The organism is Methanoculleus sp. UBA208 (genome assembly GCF_002498065.1).
In the GTDB taxonomy this organism is placed as follows: domain Archaea; phylum Halobacteriota; class Methanomicrobia; order Methanomicrobiales; family Methanoculleaceae; genus Methanoculleus.
The window spans coordinates 1-15,832 of the sequence record NZ_DAFZ01000094.1 but is presented as its reverse complement, the minus strand read 5'-3'; the positions used below and the strand labels follow the sequence as shown (position 1 = coordinate 15,832).

17 protein-coding genes and 1 pseudogene are annotated in these 15,832 nt (G+C 62.4%); 11 read left to right on the top strand and 7 right to left on the bottom strand.

Annotation, left to right across the window (positions count from 1 at the left end):
• Nucleotides 1-523: pseudogene (locus BRA62_RS09665) on the bottom strand (hypothetical protein); the annotation flags it as partial.
• A gap of 94 nt (nt 524-617) precedes the next feature.
• Here BRA62_RS09665 and BRA62_RS09660 point away from each other — a divergent pair.
• The 3 genes from BRA62_RS09660 (at nt 618) to BRA62_RS09650 (ending at nt 4,250) form a co-directional block, all read left to right on the top strand.
• Nucleotides 618-1,928, top strand: a complete 1,311-nt coding sequence (locus BRA62_RS09660) for an acetyl ornithine aminotransferase family protein (RefSeq protein ID WP_292366364.1) — start codon at nt 618-620, stop codon at nt 1,926-1,928.
• A gap of 15 nt (nt 1,929-1,943) precedes the next feature.
• Entirely contained in the window at nt 1,944-3,533 is a 1,590-nt protein-coding gene (locus BRA62_RS09655) for an aldehyde dehydrogenase family protein (RefSeq protein ID WP_292366363.1), read from the top strand.
• Between the two features lie 273 nt (nt 3,534-3,806).
• Complete coding sequence (locus BRA62_RS09650; protein ID WP_292366362.1) at nt 3,807-4,250, top strand: hypothetical protein; 444 nt, start codon at nt 3,807-3,809, stop codon at nt 4,248-4,250.
• A gap of 7 nt (nt 4,251-4,257) precedes the next feature.
• Here the strand turns inward: BRA62_RS09650 and BRA62_RS09645 are convergent, their stop codons facing one another.
• Complete coding sequence (locus tag BRA62_RS09645) at nt 4,258-4,524, bottom strand: hypothetical protein (RefSeq protein WP_292366361.1); 267 nt, start codon at nt 4,522-4,524, stop codon at nt 4,258-4,260.
• A gap of 90 nt (nt 4,525-4,614) precedes the next feature.
• Nucleotides 4,615-4,899 carry a hypothetical protein gene (locus BRA62_RS09640; RefSeq protein WP_292366360.1) on the bottom strand — a complete coding sequence of 95 codons (285 nt, stop codon included), beginning with the start codon at nt 4,897-4,899 and terminating at the stop codon, nt 4,615-4,617.
• Nucleotides 4,900-5,107: 208 nt separating this feature from the next.
• On the opposite strand from BRA62_RS09640, the gene BRA62_RS09635 reads away from it, so the two are divergent.
• The 5 genes from BRA62_RS09635 to BRA62_RS09615 all read left to right on the top strand — a co-directional run bounded on the left by BRA62_RS09635 (nt 5,108) and on the right by BRA62_RS09615 (nt 9,557).
• Complete coding sequence (locus BRA62_RS09635) at nt 5,108-5,908, top strand: FHA domain-containing protein (protein ID WP_292366359.1); 801 nt, start codon at nt 5,108-5,110, stop codon at nt 5,906-5,908.
• Nucleotides 5,898-7,223, top strand: coding sequence for a serine/threonine-protein kinase (locus BRA62_RS09630; protein ID WP_292366358.1), 1,326 nt, complete (start codon nt 5,898-5,900; stop codon nt 7,221-7,223). The genes BRA62_RS09635 and BRA62_RS09630 overlap by 11 nt, the downstream gene beginning before the upstream one ends.
• Complete coding sequence (locus BRA62_RS09625; protein WP_292366357.1) at nt 7,220-7,900, top strand: potassium channel family protein; 681 nt, start codon at nt 7,220-7,222, stop codon at nt 7,898-7,900. Before BRA62_RS09630 ends, BRA62_RS09625 begins: the two co-directional genes overlap by 4 nt.
• 121 nt (nt 7,901-8,021) lie before the next feature.
• Entirely contained in the window at nt 8,022-8,759 is a 738-nt protein-coding gene (locus tag BRA62_RS09620; protein WP_292366356.1) for an SIMPL domain-containing protein, read from the top strand.
• A gap of 135 nt (nt 8,760-8,894) precedes the next feature.
• Nucleotides 8,895-9,557, top strand: coding sequence for an MBL fold metallo-hydrolase (locus BRA62_RS09615; protein ID WP_292366355.1), 663 nt, complete (start codon nt 8,895-8,897; stop codon nt 9,555-9,557).
• Between the two features lie 325 nt (nt 9,558-9,882).
• Here the strand turns inward: BRA62_RS09615 and BRA62_RS09610 are convergent, their stop codons facing one another.
• Both BRA62_RS09610 and BRA62_RS09605 read right to left on the bottom strand, forming a co-directional pair.
• Nucleotides 9,883-10,743 carry a mechanosensitive ion channel family protein gene (locus tag BRA62_RS09610; RefSeq protein ID WP_292366354.1) on the bottom strand — a complete coding sequence of 287 codons (861 nt, stop codon included), beginning with the start codon at nt 10,741-10,743 and terminating at the stop codon, nt 9,883-9,885.
• Nucleotides 10,740-11,444 (bottom strand): DUF432 domain-containing protein, encoded by a 705-nt coding sequence (locus BRA62_RS09605; RefSeq protein WP_292366353.1) that lies wholly within the window; start codon nt 11,442-11,444, stop codon nt 10,740-10,742. The genes BRA62_RS09610 and BRA62_RS09605 overlap by 4 nt, the downstream gene beginning before the upstream one ends.
• Nucleotides 11,445-11,870: 426 nt before the next feature.
• Here BRA62_RS09605 and BRA62_RS09600 point away from each other — a divergent pair, with 426 nt between their 5' ends.
• The 3 genes from BRA62_RS09600 to hisE all read left to right on the top strand — a co-directional run bounded on the left by BRA62_RS09600 (nt 11,871) and on the right by hisE (nt 14,106).
• Nucleotides 11,871-13,289 (top strand): sensor histidine kinase, encoded by a 1,419-nt coding sequence (locus BRA62_RS09600; RefSeq protein ID WP_292366352.1) that lies wholly within the window; start codon nt 11,871-11,873, stop codon nt 13,287-13,289.
• 90 nt (nt 13,290-13,379) lie between these two features.
• Nucleotides 13,380-13,820: a NusA-like transcription termination signal-binding factor gene (locus BRA62_RS09595; RefSeq protein WP_292366351.1), complete on the top strand. Its 441-nt coding sequence runs from the start codon at nt 13,380-13,382 to the stop codon at nt 13,818-13,820.
• On the top strand, nt 13,813-14,106 hold the full coding sequence (gene hisE / locus BRA62_RS09590; protein ID WP_292366350.1) for a phosphoribosyl-ATP diphosphatase: 294 nt from the start codon (nt 13,813-13,815) through the stop codon (nt 14,104-14,106). The genes BRA62_RS09595 and hisE overlap by 8 nt, the downstream gene beginning before the upstream one ends.
• A 33-nt stretch (nt 14,107-14,139) precedes the next feature.
• Here the strand turns inward: hisE and BRA62_RS09585 are convergent, their stop codons facing one another.
• Complete coding sequence (locus BRA62_RS09585; protein ID WP_292366349.1) at nt 14,140-14,586, bottom strand: bifunctional nuclease family protein; 447 nt, start codon at nt 14,584-14,586, stop codon at nt 14,140-14,142.
• 46 nt (nt 14,587-14,632) lie between these two features.
• The gene (locus BRA62_RS09580) at nt 14,633-15,673 is read right to left on the bottom strand and encodes a lysylphosphatidylglycerol synthase transmembrane domain-containing protein (protein ID WP_292366348.1); all 1,041 of its coding nucleotides are present in this window, start codon (nt 15,671-15,673) and stop codon (nt 14,633-14,635) included.
• Nucleotides 15,674-15,832 lie beyond the last annotated feature (159 nt).

The window sequence follows — 15,832 nt, the reverse complement described above, 5'->3', positions numbered from 1 at the left end:
AAACGCCCGCCGCCGGCGCATCGAGTATGGTCATGTCCCCGACGCCGAGCCGCATCTCCCCGGCGGCGAGGCGCGAGATGTAGCGCCGTTGTGGGGGCGTGGCGGCGGCGAGCAGTCCCGCGAGGAGGCTCACCTTCCGGTCGGCCGAACCCGGGCCGGATGCACCGGCAATCTCCGACAGACTGCGGTGGATCTCGGCGACCGAGAGCGCCTCTCCGCCCGGGGACGCGATCAGCCGGGCGGCGACGTCGCCGTAATCGCCGAGTTCCCGTGCCGCCGCATCGACCGACGCGGGGTCGGTGCCGGCCGCAAGGGCGATCGCTGCCGCCGCGGTCCGGTCCCCGATGCCCAGGTTCACCTCGCTGTACCCGGGCCCGATCTCCCCGAGCACAAAGTAGCAGATGATCCCGATCTCGCCCGGCGTTGCAGCGGCGAGCAGCCGGGCAAGAAGCGCGATCATCTCGTTCCGGGACGATGTCGCCTCGAGCCTCTCAAAACAGGAGGCGAGGGTTGCAAATTTCACGATTACCTGATTTGTTCATTGCCGGGGGCTACTTGAACGTTGCGGTATGCGGCCCCGGCGTCGGCTTTATTATAGGCGGGGATGTGGTAGGTGCATGGAACCCCTGATACGGGTCGAACCTCCGGGCGAGAGAGCCCGCGAGGTGCTCCGTCGGGACGCGGCGGTCATCTCCCCGTCGGTCATGCGGGAATACCCCCTCGTGCTGCAGAAGGCGAGCGGCGTAAACCTCTGGGACGTCGACGCCAACCGCTACCTCGACTTCGCAGCCGGGATCGCCGTGATGAACGTCGGCTGGAACCACCCGCAGATCGTCTCCGCGATCAGAGAGCAGGCGAAGTACCTCTCGCACGGGGCGTTCCTGGATTTCTGCTCCGAACGCCCCGTACAGTGCGCCGAAGAACTGGTCGGGTTCCTCCCGGACGGGCTCGACCGGGTCTACTTCTCCAACTCCGGAGCAGAGAGCGTCGAAGCGGCGATGAAACTCGCCCGCCATCATTCGGGCAGGAACTACTTCATAGCGTTCCACCGCGGGTTCCATGGACGGACCTACGGCGCTCTCAGCCTCACGGCCGGGAACGTGATCCAGCGCCGTTCCTTCGGGCCGTTCCTGCCGGTGGTCCACGCCCCCTACCCGGACCCCTACCATCCGTTCGGCGGCGATCCCGGGACCTGCGACGCCGATGTCGTGGCCTACCTCGAGGAGACGGTCTTTCGCACCGAGGTCGCACCCGAGGAGGTTGCCGCGGTCTTCGTCGAGCCCGTGCTGGGGGAAGGAGGATACGTCGTCCCGCCGCCGGGCTTTCTTCCCCGGCTGCGGCGCCTCTGCGACGAGCACGGGATCCTCCTTGTTGCGGACGAGGTGCAGTCGGGGTGCTTCCGGACCGGGCAATTCCTCGCCTCAACGCACGCCGGCGTCACCCCCGACATCGTCTGCCTGGGCAAAGCGATCGGCGGCGGGTTGCCGTTCGGCGTCACCGTCGCCTCCGATGAGGTCATGGACTGGCCGCCCGGGTCGCATGCAAGCACCTTCGGCGGCAATAACCTTGCCTGCGCCGCATCGCTCGCCGTGATGGACCTTCTCCGTGAAGAGGGGTTCGGGGACCGGGTGACCGCCAGGGGCGATTACCTGCTGCAGCGCCTGCGCGAGCTCGCGGAGCGGCACCCGATCATCGGCGATGTCCGCGGCCTCGGGCTCATGGTCGGGATGGAACTGGTCCGGGACCCGTCGACGAAGGAGCCGGCACGGGCCGGGCGGGAGACAATCCTCCGCCGCGCGTTCGAGCGCGGCATCGTCCTCCTCCCCGCGGGGGAGTCGGTGATCCGGTTCAGCCCTCCCCTGATCATGGACGAGGAGGACATCGACACGGGCGTCGACATTCTGGACAGGGTCATGGAGGGGTTCTAAAAGGAGATTGATAATATGCAGGAATCAGGAAAAGTCACCTATGTTTCGCTTGAAACCGACGAGAGTTTTCACGGCGAGTACGAAGCCGCCCTGCTCGCGATCGAGCAGGAGTTCGGAGAGCGCCATCCGATGTACATCGGCGGGCGGGAGGTCACCGCTCCCCGGGAGTTCGAGGCGAGGTCCCCCATCGATCCGGACATTCTGCTCGGGATCTTTCCCGAAGGGCGTGAAGAGCATGCCCGGAAGGGTATTGCCGCTGCGAACGAGGCTTTCCGCGATTGGAGCCGCCGGGACTGGCGGGAACGGGTCGCGATCGTCAGGAAGACGGCCGACGCAATGGAGGGGCGGCTCTTTTCACTCGCGGCCCTGCTGACCTATGAGGCGGGGAAGACCCGCTACGAGGCGCTGGCGGAGGTCGGCGAGGCGGTCGATATGCTCCGGTATTACTGCAGGGTCTACGAGCAGAACAACGGCTACATCTTTCCCATGCGCTCCCCGGCACCCGGCGAGGAGGTGCGGAGCGTCATGCGGCCCTACGGCGCCTGGGCGGTCATCTCCCCGTTCAACTTCCCCGTCGCGCTTGCCGCGGGCATGATCACCGGGGCGCTCCTCACCGGGAACACGGCCGTCTTCAAACCGACGAGCAAGACGCCGCTCTCCGGGGTGAACCTCTACCGGCTCTTCGTGGAGGGCGGGGTCCCGCCCGGTGCGATCAACCTGGTGACCGGGCCCGGGATCCCGTTCGGCAAGATCGCGGTAGCCCACCCGGACGTTGCCGGGATCGCCTTCACCGGGTCGCGGGCCGTAGGGACGTGGCTGCAGCGGCAGATTACCACGGCGCAGCCCTACCACAGGCCGCTGGTGGCGGAGATGGGGAGCAAGAACCCGACGGTCGTCACCGCGAGCGCCGATATCGAGAAGGCTGCCGAGGGCGTGGCCCGTGCGGCCTTCGGGTTTGCGGGACAGAAATGCAGCGCCACTTCCCGGGTCTACGTCCATTCGTCGGTTGCGGACAGGTTCTTGCAGGCGCTCCATGACCGGGCGGACGGGATGGAGGTCGGGGACCCCCGGCGGCGGGAGGTCGCGTTCGGGCCCCTGATCGACGACGATGCGCGGCTGACCTTCCAGAAGGCGGTCGAGGAGGCGATCAGGGACGGCGGCAGGCTCGTTGCGGGTGGCGAAGTGCTCGAGGAAGGGATCTACGGCCGGGGCGCCTACGTCATGCCCACGGTCATCGCCGGTCTTGCGCACGACCACCGCCTCTTTACAGAAGAGCTCTTCGTCCCGGTCCTCACCGTCGGCACCTTCGAGACCCTGGACGAGGCCCTCACTCTCGCGAATGCGACGGATTACGGCCTGACAGCCGGGATATTTGCAGAGGACCCGGCGGAGATCGGGTCCTTCTTCGACCGGATCCGGTTCGGGGTCGTGTACGCCAACCGGCGCGGGGGGGCGACGACCGGGGCCTGGCCCGGGGCCCAGCCCTTCGGCGGCTGGAAAGCGAGCGGGTCGACGGGCAGGGGTGCCGGGGGGCCGTACTACCTCCTCTCGTTCGTCCGCGAGCAGGCGCAGACGCGGGTGACGGAGCCGGCGGGCGGGGAGTGAAAGGTTCTCGCAGGGGCGAAACCTGAAGGGCGCAAGCCGCAACACACAAAACAACCGGAACGGTTGTAAATTCCGGTACGCTGGACCGAGGGAATATCGCGACCGGGGGCACCCCCCTTCCGGCAAGAGGAGACTCATACTCCATATCCCCACCCCTCCCGGCCTTCTCCGCACCTGACGGTGCTCATGTTCGAGCGCAACGGGTATCAAAGACACCTGCCCCGCCGACAACTCCATAAGGATAGAGTACCCTTCCATCTTTTGAGGGATCGCATGGGTGAGCACAGGAAGGAATCGGTCGCCGAAGTCCTCATGTCGAGGATCATCGGGCTCGTCGTCTTCCTGATCGTGCTCGCGATCCTGAATATCCTGGCCGGCGCCTACGTGCAGACCCCCATCTTCCTCCGGATCGTCGCGTTCCTCAACGCCAACCTCGGGCTGCTCATCCTGATCTCGGTCGTCTTCCTCGTCGGGGACCTCTTCGGCGCCCTTGCATTTCCCCTGAACCTGCCGGGCCCGATCTTCGGCGCCGTCGGTGCCGTATTCCTGGTCATGTTCCTCTTCCGGCTCTTCTCGCTCGTCGGCGAGATCACCGGCGTCGAAGTCTTTTTCCTGTTCGAGACGTTTGCGCTTCCGGTCTACATACCCGTCTTCATCGTCGTGCTCATCGGCGGGTATATCGCGCTCTTTGCGGATCCGCCGCCGGGCCGGGCGTGAGCAGGGGCTACTCGAACCCCTCCGTCTCCTCGAACGTCTTCACCTCGTAATCCCGCACCCTGCCGGTCTTCGGATCGGTATGGACCACGACAAAGAGTTCGTGCTCGCCGCTCTCCCAGAGGGCAAGGGCGGGCCTGTCCTCCTTCGCCCGGAAGCCGAGACCCTCGAGGCCCGCACGGATCCCGTCGTAGGTGGCGTTTGCGGCGATCATCTCCCGGACACGGCCCATCATGGCCTCCTGTTCCTCCCGGTCAATCTGTACTCGTTTGGGCATGCGAGAACCATACCGCATCCGCCCTGATAAACCTGACCCGGCAGGGATGGTTGAGAAGAGGGGGCGCCGCGGGCTACGAGGAAAAAGCCGTTACCGGGCGTTGTAGACGGCAGACTCCCCCTCGCGGCGTTCCAGGTCCTCGTAGGTTGCTACCCTGTACCCCGTATACCCGCCTCCGAGGTTCATCTGCAGGAGGACGAATATCCTGAGGCCGGGATGCACCCAGATCGCGGCATCGGCATCGTCCTGCTCCGGTATGAAGTTCAACGACCGGAGCGTTTCCCTGATATCGGCATAGTCGGGCGTCGACTGGATCAGCTCCTCGATCTCCACCATCACAGCCCGCTGCTGCAGGGTCTCAATCTCTCCAAGCATGCCACCCCCGATCAGCCCTCTCGTATAAAACATGATCCGGGACCGGATCCGGACAACAACCATGTATTCTACAGTGCCGCCCCGGGGCAGCGGCCCGGGCATTGCGGCCGTAGGGTCGTGTGGCGAGGCGAGCCAGCCGGACGGGGTGCATAACCTTCATCAGCGACGTCGTGAAAACATACTGCAACGAAGTCCCGCACGAAAGCCTATGACCGACGACAATGACTCAAGGACGCTGATCCTCGATATAGACACCGACGATCTGCAGGAACTCTCCGAATACCTGGACGTGCTGAGCAGCAGCACACGCTTGAAGATCCTGAAGGTCATCGAACGAAGGCCAAAGGACGTCCGACAGATCTCGTACGAGATCGAGACGAGTTACGAGAACACAAAGAAGCATCTCGACAAGCTGCTGAGCATCGGGGTCGTCCGCAAAGAGGCCGGCCTCTCGCGCCCGACCGCAAAAGGGATCCACCCGGTCTGGAAATACTCGCTCGTGCCCGGAGGGCTCGAGGCGATCACGAGGAGCCTCGGGCTCTTCTCGAACCTGAAACTGACGCTCACGGATGCCGTGCTCGCGAAGAAACTCGCCGGTGTCCGGGAGACGCTCTCGGGGGAGTTCGCCGGGCAACCTCCGGTCGTCATCCTCCTCGGCGGGGCGGAGGACGGCAGGGTCTTCCCGCTCGGGCACGACAGCATCGACATAGGGCGGGCGGACCCGGACACACCCGACCGTTCCGGGCAGGAGATCGTCCTCGGTGAGGAGTACGCGGCGGTCACCCGTGTCTCGAGACCGCACGCCAGGCTCACCCGCCGCCGGGACGGTGCCTGGCTCGTCGAAGACTGCGGCAGCACCGGCGGCACATTCGTGAACGGCACGCCGCTTGACCGGGGCACACGGCGGGAGCTCCACGACGGGGACCTCGTCGAACTCGCGAAGGGCGCGCGGGGAGCAACCCTCGTCTTCGTTGTTCCCGGGGGGGTGCCGGTGCCGGATGCCGCCTGAACGGGCCGGACGGGCGGCCGTCCTGATCCTCGTCACTGCCCTGCTCCTCGCCGCCGTCTGCCCCGCCGTCTCGGGCGCGGGAGGACCTCCGGAGCACTCGAGCGCCTCTCCCCAGGGCATCGAATCTGCAGAAAAGACCCCGGGCGACGATAAAAGCGCCGCTCCCGGCCAGAACAAGGCCAGAGATACGCCGGAAGAGACGCCCACCCCCCTGCCCTCGCCCGAAGAGACCGTCACGCCTGCCGATACCCCGGAAGGGGGGCAGACAGAAGCGACGCCGGAGGCGACGGAAACCGGGACGGGCGGTGATGCGCCCGAAGAGGACAGCCGGACGGTCACTGACCCGTTCCCCTGGGCCTGGGCTGCCCTGGCCCTCATCCTGCTCGCCGGCGCCTTCGTTCTCGGTACCCGGTACCTGGGGGTACCGGATACCGGCGGCGAAGCACCGGCGGGCACGACCATCTTCCCCGATGCCTACCGGACCGTGCTCTCCCACCCTGCCGGGTTCCCGCCCGAACTTGCAGAGCGGTACGACCGGGTCGCCTTCGTCGGGAGAGGCGGGCTCGGACAGGTCTTCTCGGCGGTCAGGCGCGATGACCGTCGAACCGTAGCGGTGAAGATCCCGGTCACCTACGACGAGGCGACGGGAAAGACCTTCATGAAGGAGATGCGGTTCTGGGAAGACCTCGTTCACGAAAATATCGTGGCGGTTTACTCGGTCAACATCCTCCCGGTACCGTTCGTCGAGATGGAGTTTCTGCCCCGGACCCTGAAGCAGCTGGAAAAACCCCTTCCAGTGGAGACCGCCGCCCGCATCGCTGCAGGCATCGCCGCCGGGCTTGCCTACGCCCATGAGCGGGGCGTGATCCACCGGGATATCAAGCCGAGAAACATTCTTCTCACCGACGACCTGACGCCGAAGATCACCGACTGGGGCATGAGCACGACGCTGACAGCAAGCCGGGATACCAGCGTCGCCGGGTTCACCCTCGCGTATGCGGCCCCGGAGCAGATCGCCCCGGAGCGATTCGGCAGGACCGATGCTCGGACCGACATCTACCAGCTCGGTGCTGTCTTCTACGAAATGGCGACGGGGAAGGCTCCCTTCGCCCACGAGAGCCTCGCCGGATTTGCCGGGGCAACCCTCGACGAGCAGCCGGTCCCCCCCGGAGAGATCAATCCGGACTTCGCAGGACTCGACCGGGTCATCCTCCAGTGTCTCGCAAAGGATCCTGCCGACCGTTACCAGTCCGCCGAAGAGGTGCTCGATGCAATCAAGGCCGTGACGGGCGGCGCAGGGGATGAAGAATCGTGAAGGGCCTTCTCGCCCGGTACCTCGCCCGCGCCAGGGCGATGCAGTTCCACTACCTGCTCGCATCGCTCATTCTCCTGCTCGCCGTCTACCCCTACGTGAGTGCAGGGCCGACCGGCCAGGTCGCCCTGAAAGTGCTCTCGTCCTTCGTCCTGATCACCGGGGTCTACGCCGTGAGCAATCGGCGGAGGCAGGTCGTGATCGCCGTCCTCCTCGCGATCCCCGCCTTCGGCTTCGGCTGGCTCCACGTCATCACCGGAACCCCCATCTTCGGTAGTGCCGAGAGCATATTCACGCTCCTCTTCTACGCCTTCACCGCGCTTGTCGGCCTCCTGCGGGTGCTCGGAGAACGCCAGGTCACCACCGAAACCATCGCCGGAGCGGTATCCGTCTACCTCCTCATGGGCCTGACCTGGGCAACCGCCTACGGCCTCATCGAGAGCATCAGTCCCGGATCGTTCTTCAGCAGCCACCCGGGCGACGCTTTCACCTTCCCCACGTTCATCTACTACAGTTTCGTCACCCTTGCGACGCTCGGCTACGGCGACATCACGCCGATCACCGACCAGGCCCGGTCGCTCGCCGTGCTCGAGACCGTGAGCGGGACCATCTACATCGCCGTCCTGATCGCCCGCCTGGTGGCGGCGGCCGGGTGGATGCCGAAGACCGGCCGGGAATGAGGTGTTCAGGAAAACGAGATTAAAACACTCATTTTCATGATTCCTCCGATTAAAACTACGAAAATTCTCGTTGTTAAAGCAAGATATTTATTTTCGCCAAATAAAGTGATGATTGATACCTATGCGAGGAAAAGCAGCACTTCTGGGGATCGCCCTGATGGTCCTCTGCGCCGCGGTGATCGGCAACGTCACCGCACAGTTGCCGGAGGAATCCAGGGATAAACTGATCCACGTATCCGGCACGGGCAAAGTGACGACAACGCCCGACCAGGCCGTCATCGTATTCGCGGTCGAGACCGAGAACACCGATGTTGCGACAGCACAGCAGCAGAACGCCCAGAGAATGGATGCCGTGGTCAACGCCCTGAAGAATGCCGGCATCCCGGAGAAGGACATCAGGACCGCCGCCTATAACATCATCCCGATAACCGAGAGCGACAGCAAGGGCCTGACAACCGCCAGAGTCAAATACTACCGGGTGATCAACACCCTCGAGGTCACGCTGAACGACGTGGGCCGTGCCGGGGAGATCGTCGATCTCGCGGTCGAAAACGGCGCAAACAGGGTTAACCGGTTCTCGTTCACCCTGAGCGATGCAAAGCAGCAGGAGTTCCGGTCGCAGGCGCTGACCGCCGCGGTAACGCAGGCGCGGGGCGACGCCGACGCGGTCGCCGCAGCCATCGGCAAGACCATCGTCGACGTCAAAGAGGTCAACGTCGGGAACAACTACGTGCCTCTGGCCTACGACAGCCGCTACTCGGGCATGGAGATGACGGCGGGCTCGGCTGTCCCGACCCCGCTCGAGGCCGGCGAGATCGACGTGACCGCCACCGTCTCGATCACCTACGTCATCTCATAACCCTCTACCACACTTCTTTTTCGTCTGCAGGTCCGGGGCGCTCCGAACCCCGGACCATCACCTCACCTCCCGCCTGCCCCATCGGGAAGCATAATCGTTGGGTAAGAGAGACCGGAATATCGGAGTCTGCTTTTCATGCTTACGATAACCGAAGTCTACAACAACGTCCCCTGCCGGGAAGGGCTCACGACGGACTGGGGGTTCTCCTGCCTGATAGAGGAGGCGGGCCTGCTCTTTGATACCGGAGAACGCGGCGACGTCCTTCTCGCAAACATGCGGGTGCTCGGCATCGATCCCGCGTCCATCAGGTACCTCGTCCTCTCCCACGACCACCACGACCACATCGGCGGCATCACGGCGGTCCTTGATGCGAGTCCGTCGGTAGAAGTCTTCGTCCACGACGCTGTCTCCGTGCAGACGCTCGGGCTGATCCGGGAGTACACAAAACCGCGGATCGTCCGCGAGTGGACCGGGATCGCCGACGGCATCGCCGTGACCGGCCCGCTCGGGACCGGCATCCGGGAGCAGTCGCTCGCGGTAACCGTTCCGGACGGCTACCTGGTCGTCACCGGGTGCGCGCATCCTCACATCGGCCGGATCATCGACCGGGTATCCCGGGAAGGCAGGGTATGGGGCGTTATCGGGGGGCTGCACACCGTCACCGGCGAGGACATCGATGCGCTCGCCGGGGTGGCGTACCTCTCGGCATCGCACTGCACCGATAAGATCGCAAAACTGCAGGAGCGGTACCCGGAGTCTTTCCGCCCAGGAGGCGTCGGGCAGGTGCACCGGGTCTGAAAAAGACGCTCCGTTGAAACATTGTTCTGGTCCTGGAGATGGTAATTGAGGGGGCTGTGAAGGTCCGGAGTTCAAGCACTGGAGGTGCGAGGTTCATAGAACCGGAACACGAGAAGGCTGAAGGCCTTCGTTGTGCGGCAAACGGAGTAACCGGAGCGAGGAGATATCTCGATGCAGTGGACCGTGGGGGTATCGCCACGCACTGCCCCTGCCCCTTGGGGCGGGGAACGACTTCCCCGAAGGGGGAGGAGTTTGAGCACCGTCAGGTGCGAAGGTGCGAGAACCGGAGCGTGGCCGGGAGAGGGCTCCAACAAGGCCAAAGAAATTACTCTTCCTTCCCTCTCTCCCCGGCAAACCGCCCCTTCACCTCGAGTCCGTCCGCAAACCAGACGGTGCGTTGCGGGAAGGGTATCTCGATGCCGTTCTCCTCGAGCGCCTGCTTGATCTTTAAGAGGAGGTCCGTCCTGACGTCCCACCAGTTCCGGGCCGGCGCCCAGATGTAGGCGGTCAGGTTGACGCTGTTGTCACCGAGGTTATCGACGAAGACCGACGGTGCCGGGCTCTTCAGCGCGAAGGGATGGGTCGCGATTACCTCCTTCGCGATCCGGATCGCCGCATCGGCATCGTCCTCATACCGGATGCCGATCTGGTACTCGAACCTCCGGGCTGCGTTATGGACGTAGTTGGTGATGTTCGAGGTGAATACCGTCTCGTTCGGGATCCTGACATAGATCCCGTCGTACGTCTTGACGACGGTCGAGAGGATACGGATATCCTCGACGCTGCCGCTGACGTCCCCGACGTTGATGTTGTCGCCGATCTTGATCGGGTGCTCGAACATGAGGAAGAGGCCGGAGACCAGGTTGGAGACGACGCTCTGGCTCGCAAAACCGATGACGAGACCGACGATCCCTCCGGCAACCAGGAGGCCGGAGAGGTCGAAGTTGAGCTGCGGGAGAGCGATGACGAACGCCCAGATTATGATCCCGTAATTGATCAGTTTCGTGAGCAACTCGCGCTCGTTTTTGGGCAGCCGCTCCGAAAGAACTCTCCGGACATTTATTGAGACAATTTTTGCGACGATAACGCCGAGCGTGAGGATGATGACGAAATACAGGAGGTTCCCGATGGTGATATCGCCGACGCCGACGGGTATCTCCAGGATCTCGGTCGCATTGAATGTCATGAGAGCCCCCACTCCATCAGGTATCCGCGGTCGATAGCCGGGATCTTGCGGGCAGTATACAGCTCAACGGATTTCACCATACCGGGCCGGAGCGGCGCGTCGACGAAGTCCGTCTCCGCCATGGTCTTGGTGAGAATCTTCATCTTGGCGGTGGCCGCCACGAAGTCGCCGTAGTAGATCTTCATATCGGTACTCTCAAAGACAACCCGGGAAACCTCCACCCACTCGCGGTATGCGTTCTGGATGGAGAACTCCATCACCCCCTCGCGGAAGGGCTCGACCAGGGGGACCTCCGGGTAGACCGTACTCTCGTAATATCGGGTGATGACCCCGTTCGTCGGCGAACCATAAAGCGTGTACTTCTGGCTGTCGGGAGCGAAGACGTCCACCACTTCGATATCCCGTGCACACTCCACGAGCACGCCGATCTCAATGGGAAACTTCAGGTAGACCGTTCGGGAGGCGCCGGGCTCGATGATCATCGGGGAAAACTCAATCTGAAGGAAATCCGTGATGTCCTTGGGGAGGTTGACCGGCTCCACCGGATTGATGACTACCTCCCCCGTCTTCGAGACCAGGATCCGCTCGAACGTCTGCCCTTCGCACCTGCGCCGGTAGGTCAGAAGACCGTCGACGCTCTCGGCTTCTACCAGAATGTCACCGCATTCACGGCGAAAAGAGCCTCTGTAACGTCCGAACATCATCTATGATCTGCAAATACTCAAATATTAACTTACGGGAATGGCGTAAACTTCCGGCCTCCGCGTTCCCGCATCCAATCCGGAAAAACCGTTTAAATTGACTTTTTAACCGTATACCCGCTTCAAACATACCTGTTGAGATAAACCCCGCTGTTCCGGCTGGAAGCAATCTGGGAAGGTATAAATAACAAATCCATTGGATAGTATATTTTGCAGAAGATACATGAACACTCTTTTAAGCGACGATTTCAGAAACTTCTCCAGCGCGTTTGTCCCAGGCGGTAGTAGACGAGGGGCACCGTACATGCCTGCGCGGAGGATTTAACCAGAATATCCGGAAGCGGGGTTTTCTCGCGGCTTTGTGGGGACAGGCGTTGTTCACGGGGGATGCATGTGAAGATGAATCAGGAAAGAGTCAGGGAGTCCATGAATCGCAGCCAGATACCCGTGAGTATCTTCGATCACATCCAGCAGCCGGCGCTCGTTCTCGACTGCGAGGGCCGGGTGGTCATCTGGAACGACAGCATGGAACGATATACCGGCGTTTCGGCAGAGGACATAGTAGGGAAAGGGGGCTACATCCATGGGAAGGCATTGTTCGGCGAGATGTGCCCCACACTGGCGAACTCCATCCTGACTCACAGCGATGCCGGGAAAGACCACTATCACCTGCTGTCCCGCCAGGGCGAAGAGTTGCTCGCCAGATCGTGCATCCCTCCGGCATCCGGCAGGGAGGTTGTCTGTATGGCCGCCCCTCTTTACGATACCACCGGCCGGCAGATCGGTGCGGTCGAGACCATTCGGGACGCTCCGGAAGATTCTCGCGGGGCGCCGGACGAGCAGGTGCAGATCCTGGCGAAAACTCTCCCCGACATGATATTCACGCTCAACCGGGACGGCATCTTCACCCAGTTCTACTGGACCGGTGCACGGAACCTGGGCATAGACCCGGACGAAATCGCAGGCAAGTCTCCCCACGCCCTGTTTCCGGCGGAGGAGGCGGACTTCCTGGCCGGGGCTGCGCACCGGGTCATCGAGGGGGGAGAGGCGGTATCGGAGACCCGGACATTTGCTTGGCGCGGTGAGGCGCGGTCGTTCCAGATCACCATGCATCCCCTGCACAGCAGCGCCGGGAAGATCGTGGCCGCCACCGGGGTCGGCCGGGACATCTCCAGGGATCTCGTCTGCGAACGGACGAGCCAGCTCTCCAGCCTCTACCTCGACCTGCTCGGCACCGACATCTACAATACCAGCATGGTCGCGGCAACGATCATCGAGATGCTCCGGGAACGGCTCTCCGGCGAGGAGGCGGAACTCGCTCAGCGGGTCAAGAACACGGTCGAGCAGGGGATCAACGTCATCAAAAACGTCGAACTCTTAACCACGCTCAACAAACACCGCATCCGCCTGGAGCCGACCGACCTCGACAGCATCATCCGCGGCCAGATACAGCGGTATGCAGGCATCGATATCAGGTACGAGCCGGAGAGCCACACGGTCTGGGCAAACCCCCTCCTCGAGCACATCGTATCCAACCTGATCAGCAACAGCATCAAGTTCGGCGGCATGAAGGTCCGTATCGAGATATCCGTCATGGAAACTGCAGAGATCGTGACGCTTACCGTCGCCGATACCGGAATCGGCATACCGGATCACTTAAAGCCAAACATCTTCGACCGCTTCAGCCATGAGGGGAGCAAAACCGCATCCGGGAGCAGGGGGCTTGGGCTTCACATCGTCAAGACCCTCGTAAACCAGTACGGCGGGCGGGTATGGGCGGCGGACCGGGTGCCCGGGAAGCCGGAGGAAGGGGCTGCAATAAAGGTGATCCTGCAGAAGTGCTAGGCCGGCGCTCCACGAATGCCCGGAGTACTCAGATATATATCCCGCGAGCGACTATATCATACCGCATCATTCCCATTGGGGACTGCTTCAATGATACGAACCATATGCTTTAAAGAGCGACGATATATCGAAGAGTTGAGAATCCTTACCCGGGCGACCGCACTGGACTGCATCATCGACGAGCGTTTCGACCGCATAGTATACCTCATAAAAGAAGGAGATATGGGCCTCGCTATCGGTCGGAAGGGAAACAATATCCGGAAGATGCAGCGGGTCCTCGGGAAACGCATCGAGATGGTCGAATATTCTCCCGAGATCGAGACGTTCACGAGAAACGCGTTTAAACCGGCAGACGTCCTTGGGGTCGGGAAAGGAGACGACGGGAGGCTCACGGTGTACATCAGTAAGAATGATCTCGGTATCGCCATAGGGAAAGGCGGATGCACCATCGAGAAGGCACGGCTCCTCCTCTCCCGGTACTTCGATACGGAACTCGGCGAGGTGCTCGAAGGAGTTGATGCCCATGCGTGACTGGGAGATCCTCGAAGAAGTCTGGCAGGTCATCCAGGACCGGGCGGAGCACCCGTCGGCCGAGAGCTACGTCAGCTCCGTCCTGACACACCGGAAGGGAGTCGACAAATCCCTTGAAAAGGTCGGTGAAGAGGCAGTCGAGTTCATCCTGGCCGCCAAGAACCGGGTTCCTGAGCGGACGGCCTCCGAAGCGGCCGACCTCCTCTTCCACCTCCTGGTGGCGCTCCAGGCATCGGGCACCGACGTGGCGGACGTGCTCGACGAGCTTGCTGCACGCCGGAAGTAACACTATATTGTATCGGATCTTCTCGAGGATCGCTCAAAGATACTCTTTCAGGTCCACCATCCTCGGGAGGTCGTCCTTCTTTACGGCTGCGGTCTCGACGACCGTATCCTCGATCATGATGGGAGCCCGGTAGCGCAGAGCGATGGCTATGCCGTCGCTCGGGCGGCAGTCCATGATCTCGGTGCGCGGTCCCTGCCGCAGAAGGAGTTTGGCGTAAAAAACTCCCTCCTCCAGGGAATCGATGTGCAGGGCATCGAGAACGATCTCAAAATTCCGAAAGAGTTCGACGATGAGGTCGTGGGTGATGGGGCGGGGGAGCATCTCGCTGTTGAGCGCGTTGCTGATCGAGATCGCTTCCCAGAGCCCGACGTATATCGGTATCGTGCTGTCACCCCCGGCATCGAGGACGACGGTCGGCGCCGCTCCCATCTCGCTCACCGACATGAATACGCCCTGCACCCTGCAACTTTGAGCCGTCATGTGATCACCTGACATGAGTCTTCTGGTGTTTAAACCTTGGGGTCAATCACCGCTGTTTTCTGGCGCGGGCGAGAAACTCGCGCCGGACGATGACGAGACTCGAGAGCAGGCCGAGGAGGATGTTGAGATAGTAGAGGATCAGCCGCCAGAGGAGGACGAAGACGCCTACGATCGACGACGGGACGAAGAGGCTGTAGAGGGATGTGGCACCGAGTTCGGCAACGCCCGAGCCTCCGGGCGTGAGCGGGATCATCATGACGATGGCGATGATGAGCTGGACGACGAACGACTCGATGAAGTACGGCGGCTGTCCGAGACCTACGAGAAGCAGCGATGCGATTGCAAATTCCGAGAGCCAGAAGAGGGTCGTGAAGAGAAAGCCCCACACGAGACCGCTCTTGCCGTGGTTCACGAACTTGACGAGGCCCGTGTTGAAGTTGTCCACTTCCCGGTCGATCGTCTCCAGCAGGTGTTCGAGCCGCTTTAAGTGCCAGTGCCGGTCGATCCACCGCGACAGTCCTTTGAGGGCCCGCTTGAGGTGGTCCGGGTTCTTCACCGAGTAGATGAAGACCAGCACGAAGAGGGTGATGAAGATCCAGGCGGCGTACATAATGAGGCTCACCCCGCTGATCCCCGAGGTGAGACTGCTCCAGTAACTGCCGAGGAAGAGTATGGCGAAGGCGCCCGAGGCCCCGAGAACGATCCCGTCGAGGATCCGCTCCATGATGACGACGGCGGTGGCGTCCCCGACCGGGACGCCCGCCCGGTAAAGTTCGTGGACCCGGACCGGCTCGCCGCCGGCCTGCGACGGGGTGACCGCCGCAACGAGCATGTTCGCCAGCACCAGGTTCAGGCAGTGCCTGAAACGAACCCGGTACCCGAGCGACCCCGACATCTTCTGGATACGGAACGCCCAGAACCCGAGCGAGACGATGTGGAGGAGAACGGCAAGGGCCAGGTAGAACGGGTTTACGCGGCTGAGATACTCGATCGTCATCTCATCGACGGTGAAGTACAGGACACCGGCCAGAACGAGAGCGCTAAAACTGATCGAGACGAGCAGCCACTTCCATTGAGACTTCTTCATGCTCTACGCTCCCGGGCCTGGGCCGGACTTCGCAGACCCGGCCCTCCCGCTCCAGATCGGTATCCGCAGATCTTTTGCGGATTTTCGGGCAATCTCACGAAAAAATACCCGAAATTGGTCTAATAAGATATCGTGCAGCTACTATTTAACGATGATTTT

Bases quoted from the DNA above. Each gene is read 5' to 3' on its own strand.
- BRA62_RS09580 (WP_292366348.1), bottom strand. From the start codon at position 15,673: ATGAAGAAGTCTCAATGGAAGTGGCTGCTCGTCTCGATCAGTTTTAGC.
- BRA62_RS09595 (WP_292366351.1), top strand. From the start codon at position 13,380: ATGATACGAACCATATGCTTTAAAGAGCGACGATATATCGAAGAGTTG.
- BRA62_RS09610 (WP_292366354.1), bottom strand. From the start codon at position 10,743: ATGACATTCAATGCGACCGAGATCCTGGAGATACCCGTCGGCGTCGGC.
- BRA62_RS09635 (WP_292366359.1), top strand. From the start codon at position 5,108: ATGACCGACGACAATGACTCAAGGACGCTGATCCTCGATATAGACACC.
- BRA62_RS09655 (WP_292366363.1), top strand. From the start codon at position 1,944: ATGCAGGAATCAGGAAAAGTCACCTATGTTTCGCTTGAAACCGACGAG.
- BRA62_RS09600 (WP_292366352.1), top strand. From the start codon at position 11,871: ATGAATCGCAGCCAGATACCCGTGAGTATCTTCGATCACATCCAGCAG.
- BRA62_RS09630 (WP_292366358.1), top strand. From the start codon at position 5,898: ATGCCGCCTGAACGGGCCGGACGGGCGGCCGTCCTGATCCTCGTCACT.
- BRA62_RS09620 (WP_292366356.1), top strand. From the start codon at position 8,022: ATGCGAGGAAAAGCAGCACTTCTGGGGATCGCCCTGATGGTCCTCTGC.
- BRA62_RS09605 (WP_292366353.1), bottom strand. From the start codon at position 11,444: ATGTTCGGACGTTACAGAGGCTCTTTTCGCCGTGAATGCGGTGACATT.
- BRA62_RS09585 (WP_292366349.1), bottom strand. From the start codon at position 14,586: ATGACGGCTCAAAGTTGCAGGGTGCAGGGCGTATTCATGTCGGTGAGC.
- BRA62_RS09650 (WP_292366362.1), top strand. From the start codon at position 3,807: ATGGGTGAGCACAGGAAGGAATCGGTCGCCGAAGTCCTCATGTCGAGG.
- BRA62_RS09660 (WP_292366364.1), top strand. From the start codon at position 618: ATGGAACCCCTGATACGGGTCGAACCTCCGGGCGAGAGAGCCCGCGAG.
- BRA62_RS09640 (WP_292366360.1), bottom strand. From the start codon at position 4,899: ATGCTTGGAGAGATTGAGACCCTGCAGCAGCGGGCTGTGATGGTGGAG.
- BRA62_RS09615 (WP_292366355.1), top strand. From the start codon at position 8,895: ATGCTTACGATAACCGAAGTCTACAACAACGTCCCCTGCCGGGAAGGG.
- BRA62_RS09645 (WP_292366361.1), bottom strand. From the start codon at position 4,524: ATGCCCAAACGAGTACAGATTGACCGGGAGGAACAGGAGGCCATGATG.
- hisE (WP_292366350.1), top strand. From the start codon at position 13,813: ATGCGTGACTGGGAGATCCTCGAAGAAGTCTGGCAGGTCATCCAGGAC.